Consider the following 6,200-nt stretch of genomic DNA (forward strand, 5'->3'; position numbering starts at 1 on the left):
GACATATGAAAACATTTATTAAAGAAAACGTAAATACTACACCGATTGTTGATAATGTATTCTCAATTGTATCTAAAGCGAAAGAAGCGATCGCAAAAGTAGGAGCAGATCAAGTTGTTGATGCAACAATCGGATCTCTATATGGTGAAGATGGAAAACTTGTAGCTTTTGAATCGGTATATCGTCCATATGATGCGATTGATGATCGTCTAAAAGCAGCATATGCACAAAGTTTTGTTGGTAATGATGATTATCGTAAAGCGGTATACGACTGGGTTGTCCAAGACAGTAAACTTGACTTAGAACATTCGGTATTAGCTACGCCAGGAGGTAGTGGTGCAGTAAGTACTACGATCTCGATGTTACTAGATGAAAATGAAACATTAATCATTCCCGAGATTGCTTGGGGTTCATATAAATTGATGGCCACAATGAACAATATTGACACAGTTTGTTACTCATTATTTGATGGTGATGGATTCAATCTTGATGACTTTAAGAAAACTTGCAAAAATGTAATGAAAAAGCAAGGTAAAGTTCTTGTGATTATTAATGACCCATGTCATAATCCTACTGGATACACTTTAACAAGTGAGGAATGGGATGCTGTAATGGACATCGCAAATGAACTTGGAAAAGAAGGTCCGTTTATTATCTTAAATGATATTGCATATATTGATTTTGCTTGGGATTTTAAAGCAAGTCGTAACTATATGCATGCATTTAATAAAATGAGTGACGATGTAATGGTAATTGTTGCTTTCTCATGTTCAAAAACATTAACTGCATACGGATTACGCTGTGGTGCAGCAATGATTTTGGCAAAACAGAAAGAAAGTGTACGCCAAGTAGAAATCGTCATGGAAAAAGCCGCAAGAGCGATATGGTCAAACATTCCAAATGCTGCGATGAAAAACTTCGTCTATGTAACCAAAGAAGGAAAAGAAGACTTCGAAAAAGAAAAAGATTCATATGTTGCTTTGTTAAAGAAACGTAGTGATATCTTTATTGAAGAAGCAGATGCTTGTGGACTTACATATTATCCATATCGTGAAGGATTCTTTGTGACATTACGTTATGAAGATCCAGACATGCAAACAAAAATGCATGAAGCCTGTATGGCTGAAAACATCTTTACTGTGAAAGTAAACAAAGGAATCCGAGTTGCTTTATGTTCACTCAGTGTAGATAAAGTAAAAGGGCTCGCTTACAAAATGAAGGAGATTAACGACAAGTTATAATGAAAAAAAAATAGTGGTTTGGGCATTGTTGCATTTGTGATGCTGGTGTTGATGGTCGTGGTAGTGAGTTACCTTGGCTATGAACAAGGGTGGCATACACTAATTTCACTTTGGTTAGCACGTCATGCATCACTTGTTTACGCATTATGTGTAACCTGTGTTGTCATGTTTGGTTTAGCAACCATTGTCGCAAGAAAAAAAGAGAAAGAAAAATCATCAGCATTGAAGTTTTATGGAACTTTACTGGTGGTTTTCATGTTGCTTGTTGCGATATCCTTTAATTATTTCCGTAATCAAAATTCCTTATATGGAGAAAATACGAAATATGATGACAATGAAACGATTAAAATTGCAGATGATTTACCACCAATTACAATCGTTGGTGACTTGAGTGATGAAGAAAAGAGTTACTTCATCGATGAATGTATCAAACCACAACCATATGAATTATTAAAAGAAACCACACGAATTTTCTTATGCAGTCGCGAACAATTTGAAGAAATTCGTAAAGAGAACGATATTGCACAAGCAGTCGCGTTTGCTGTGCCAACCAATCGTCATATCTATATTGATGCAAGTCGAGTTGGTATGTATCGTGTCGTTACTCATGAATTATCACATAACTATGATGTCTCACATGACTTCATCAGTGAAACTAAAAAGTTTAAAAAAGAATTTGAAGAGTTCACAAAAGATGAACAGTTTAATGGATTATTTAATTTATTAGATGTGCAATATGCACGAAGTAGTGCAGCTGAGTTCTTTGCAGAAGTTAGTGATACATACTTCAATCAAGGGCAAGAGTTAGAAAGACGCTTCCCTGAATTGTATACATATTTTGATGCGATCTATAGTGGAGAAAATCTATGAGGGTATTAATTCAAAGAGTGAAACATGCAAGTGTCACAATTGATGGAGCAGTATATAGTGAAATTAAACAAGGATATGTATTACTTGTTGGAATCACAACGGATGATACAAAAGAAATAAGTGAAAAACTAGCAAAAAAGATTGCGCAACTACGCATCTTTGAAGATGAAGATGGCAAGATGAATTTAGATATTCAACAAGTAGGGGGAAGTATATTAAGTATCTCGCAATTCACACTTTATGCAGATACAAAAAAGGGAAATCGCCCAGGTTTCTCAAGAGCGGCAAGACCCGAACAAGCAAATCCATTATATAAAATGTTCAATGAACAGTTGCGTAGTCATGGACTGTATGTAAAAACAGGAGTCTTTGGTGCAGATATGAAAGTAGAATTATGCAATGATGGTCCTGTAACCATCATGCTAGATAGTGAGGAAATGTATGGATAAAATTATTTATGGTAGTGAAATTGCCGCAAAGTGTAAAGAAGATTTAAAAGTAGAAATCGAAGGATATAAAGCCAAAGGAATGCGGTTACCGCAACTTGTAGTAATTCTTGTTGGTGATGATGTAGGAAGTCAGTCCTATGTTAAAGGTAAAGAAAAAGCCTGTGAAGCCATTGGAATGCAAAATGCAACCATCCGTTATGATGCAAGTATTAGCGAAGAAAAATTGATTGAAAAGATTCAAGAATTAAATTATGATGACAATGTAGATGGGATTTTGGTACAACTGCCATTACCATCACATATCGATACCAATCGTGTCTTATTCAGTATTAACCCAGACAAAGATGTAGATGGATTTCATCCATATAACATCGGAAAAATGATTATTGGGGAAGATACTTTTCTACCTTGTACCCCAAAAGGGATTATCAAGATATTAGAATCGATTGGCTATGATGATTTATCAGGAAAAAATGCAGTTGTTATTGGGCGTAGTAATATTGTTGGAAAACCAATTGCACAATTATTACTTAATAAGAATGCAACTGTGCAAATGACACACTCACGCACAAAAAACATTGAAGATATTGTAAAACATGCCGATATCGTAGTTGCTGCTGTTGGAAGAGCCAAACTTGTGAAAAAGGAATGGATCAAAGAAGATGCAGTCGTAATTGATGTAGGTGTAAATCGTGGTGAAGATGGAAAACTTTGTGGTGATGTTGATTTTGATGATGTTATTGATAAAGTAAAATACATTACGCCAGTGCCAAAAGGTGTTGGGCCAATGACGATTGCGATGTTATTAGAAAATACGGTGGAATCGTATCGAAAAAGAGAGGATCTAGAAGATGGAGTACAATCTTAACGATATTGTAGAGATGAAAAAACAACACCCATGTAAAAAAAGCAACGAATGGAAAATCATTCGTATGGGTGCAGATATTCGTATCAAATGTTTAGGATGCGGATCATCAGTATTAATGGAACGCAGAGATTTTGAAAAGAAATTAAAAAAGATTGTAAAGAAAGCGGATATCAACGATGAAGAAACTAATTAGTATCTTAATGATTTTTGCCTTTTGTGTAGGATGTCAAAGTGAACCCGAAAAGGTTACAGTCGTATGCACATTTCAAGGAAAAGAATATGGAATAGACATGAAACAAGACATCACTTTACACGCTGAAGATGATGAAATCGTGCAAATTGATGATGATATGAGTTATACATTTGATAATGTAGAACGCTATCAAGAAGATATAGACTTAAAAATTGCTTCATATAAAGACTTAGAAAAATGTCCAGATAAGACAGATAAAGATACATGTACAAAGAATGCAACATTCACTTGGAAACAAAAGGATAATGTTCTAAGTACAAAAAGTGTTGTCTATGTAAAAAAAGCACTTGAAGCAAATGAAAAACTGAGTATCTTTAAAGAGCTACCTGAAGGTAGTGATTACTATTCACTAAAAAGCACACGTAAAGCTTTAGAAGATCAAGGCTATACATGTAAGGTAGTAAAGAAATAATCGAACGTTTGAAAACTGGCAATTGTCAGTTTTTTTATGTCCAAAATCGATAGATGTAGAAATCGATAATTTATAACATGCTATGAAAAAACGCTAGATATTAGAATCCTGAAATAATAATGCACAATAATTGGACAATCCGTTGGATTCTTTTGAATTGATATTGCTTAAAAGTGTAAAAGAAGGTACACTATAACAGTATTTGAGAGGTATAAACTATGGCATTAACAGCAGGAATTGTTGGTTTACCCAACGTAGGGAAATCAACATTATTTAACGCGATTACAAAATCGCAAGTAGAAGCAGCAAACTACCCATTTGCGACAATTGAGCCAAATGTGGGAGTTGTAGAAGTACCAGACAGTAGAATTGATCGTTTGGTAGAAATCGTTCAACCAAAGAAAACATTATTTACAACATTTGAATTTACTGATATTGCAGGTCTTGTAAAAGGGGCAAGTAAAGGGGAAGGTTTAGGAAACCAATTTTTAAGTAACATTCGTTTAACTGACGCAATTTGTCATGTGGTTCGTTGTTTTGAAGATCCAAATGTAACCCATGTAGAAGGTTCCGTAGATCCAATTCGTGATATCGAAATCATTAACTTAGAACTTGTATTAGCAGATGAACAAACCGTAGATAATCGCTTATCTAAAGTCGAACGAAAAGTAAAAGCAAAAGATGCAGAAGGAATTGCTGAAAAAGCAGTGCTTGATAAAATCAAAGCAGCTTTAGCAGTTGGTAAACCCGCACGTAGTGTAGAACTTACAAAAGATGAAAGAAACCTAGTTAGAGGATTTCAATTATTAACGATGAAACCTATGCTTTATGTTGCTAACATCGCTGAAGAAGAAATCAATGATCCAAAAAGTAATCCACACTTTAATAAAGTAGTAGAATTAGCAGCAAGTGAAAACAATGAAGTTGTCGCTATCTCCGCAAAAATTGAAGAAGAGTTATCTGTTTTAGACAAAGAAGAAAAAGATATGTTCTTACAAGATTTAGGAATTGGTGAATCTGGACTGGATCAAGTGATTAAAGCAAGTTATGCAATGCTTGATTTATGTACATACTTTACAGCAGGTGTTGTTGAAGTTCGTGCATGGACATTCAAAAAAGGTATGACCGCTCCTGAATGTGCAGGAATTATTCATACAGACTTTGAAAAAGGATTCATTCGTGCAGAAACGATGTCATTTGAAGATATGGACACATATGGTAGTGAACAAGCAGTAAAAGAAGCTGGTAAGCTTCGCTTGGAAGGAAAAGACTATGTAGTTCAAGATGGAGACATCATGCACTTTAGATTTAACGTATAATTGTATTGAGAAGGTAATCGCAAAGATTACCTTTTTTAATACAGTAAATTCTCCTATGGAGATATATTTATGATACTCATATAATGAAAGTGGATAGAGGTAATAATAGGATGAGCAAACGATGGATTGATATTATGGAATATCTGACGAAACATAAGGTTGCTACAAGCGAAGCCATGGCACAGGCGCTTTATGTAAGTCCAAAAACAATTCAAAATGAAATTAAAAAACTTGGTGAGATTTTACAAGATTACGGTGCAACGATCATTTCAAAACAAAGAATTGGATATTCTCTTGTTGTAAATGATGAAAAGAAATTGCATAATTTCATGCTGGAAATAAATCAAGAAATTATGAATCATCCAATGACAAAAGAAGATCGTATCCAATTTCAATTGGAATTATTGCTTTTAAATAATGATAAATACATAAAAGTAGAAGATATAGCTGATCAACTATATATTTCTAAATCAAGTGTTTCTCAGGATTTAAAAGAAGTACGAACGATTTTAGAAGAGTTTAATTTAACCTTAATTACCCGTCCGAATTACGGTATCAAAGTAGAGGGAAAAGAATTCGATTTTCGCTTATGTACAGCCTCACATACGATAAAGAGGCTAGATTTTAACTATCAAGAGGACACAAATGAACAGGTTCGAAAAATTAACCTATGTGTATCTAAACATTTAAATGAAGGCTTAATTCAACCGATGCGCACCTAACTTAGATTGTTACATGTATGATGATACATTGAAATGTAAGATTACCATATAAAAATAAGGAAGGTA

Annotated in this window: 8 protein-coding genes; all 8 read left to right on the forward strand. The window is 34.3% G+C overall.

Annotated features, from left to right (window positions below):
• Window positions 1-5: 5 nt before the first annotated feature.
• The 8 genes from EDD63_RS08645 (at window position 6) to EDD63_RS08680 (ending at window position 6,134) form a co-directional block, all read left to right on the forward strand.
• A complete protein-coding gene (locus tag EDD63_RS08645) occupies window positions 6-1,241 on the forward strand; it encodes a pyridoxal phosphate-dependent aminotransferase (protein WP_134170495.1) in 1,236 nt (411 codons plus the stop codon).
• Window positions 1,242-1,292: 51 nt separating this feature from the next.
• Complete coding sequence (locus tag EDD63_RS08650) at window positions 1,293-2,111, forward strand: zinc-dependent peptidase (protein WP_166667595.1); 819 nt, start codon at window positions 1,293-1,295, stop codon at window positions 2,109-2,111.
• Window positions 2,108-2,560, forward strand: coding sequence for a D-aminoacyl-tRNA deacylase (gene dtd, locus EDD63_RS08655; RefSeq protein ID WP_134170499.1), 453 nt, complete (start codon window positions 2,108-2,110; stop codon window positions 2,558-2,560). Before EDD63_RS08650 ends, dtd begins: the two co-directional genes overlap by 4 nt.
• Complete coding sequence (gene folD / locus EDD63_RS08660; protein ID WP_134170501.1) at window positions 2,553-3,428, forward strand: bifunctional methylenetetrahydrofolate dehydrogenase/methenyltetrahydrofolate cyclohydrolase FolD; 876 nt, start codon at window positions 2,553-2,555, stop codon at window positions 3,426-3,428. Before dtd ends, folD begins: the two co-directional genes overlap by 8 nt.
• Window positions 3,412-3,621 (forward strand): DUF951 domain-containing protein, encoded by a 210-nt coding sequence (locus tag EDD63_RS08665; RefSeq protein WP_134170503.1) that lies wholly within the window; start codon window positions 3,412-3,414, stop codon window positions 3,619-3,621. The genes folD and EDD63_RS08665 overlap by 17 nt, the downstream gene beginning before the upstream one ends.
• The gene (locus EDD63_RS08670; RefSeq protein WP_134170505.1) at window positions 3,605-4,093 is read left to right on the forward strand and encodes a hypothetical protein; all 489 of its coding nucleotides are present in this window, start codon (window positions 3,605-3,607) and stop codon (window positions 4,091-4,093) included. Before EDD63_RS08665 ends, EDD63_RS08670 begins: the two co-directional genes overlap by 17 nt.
• Before the next feature lie 218 nt (window positions 4,094-4,311).
• Window positions 4,312-5,412, forward strand: a complete 1,101-nt coding sequence (gene ychF, locus EDD63_RS08675; RefSeq protein ID WP_134170507.1) for a redox-regulated ATPase YchF — start codon at window positions 4,312-4,314, stop codon at window positions 5,410-5,412.
• A gap of 110 nt (window positions 5,413-5,522) precedes the next feature.
• On the forward strand, window positions 5,523-6,134 hold the full coding sequence (locus EDD63_RS08680) for a helix-turn-helix domain-containing protein (protein ID WP_166667596.1): 612 nt from the start codon (window positions 5,523-5,525) through the stop codon (window positions 6,132-6,134).
• Window positions 6,135-6,200 lie beyond the last annotated feature (66 nt).

Source organism: Breznakia blatticola (assembly GCF_004365815.1).
In the GTDB taxonomy this organism is placed as follows: domain Bacteria; phylum Bacillota_I; class Bacilli_A; order Erysipelotrichales; family Erysipelotrichaceae; genus Breznakia; species Breznakia blatticola.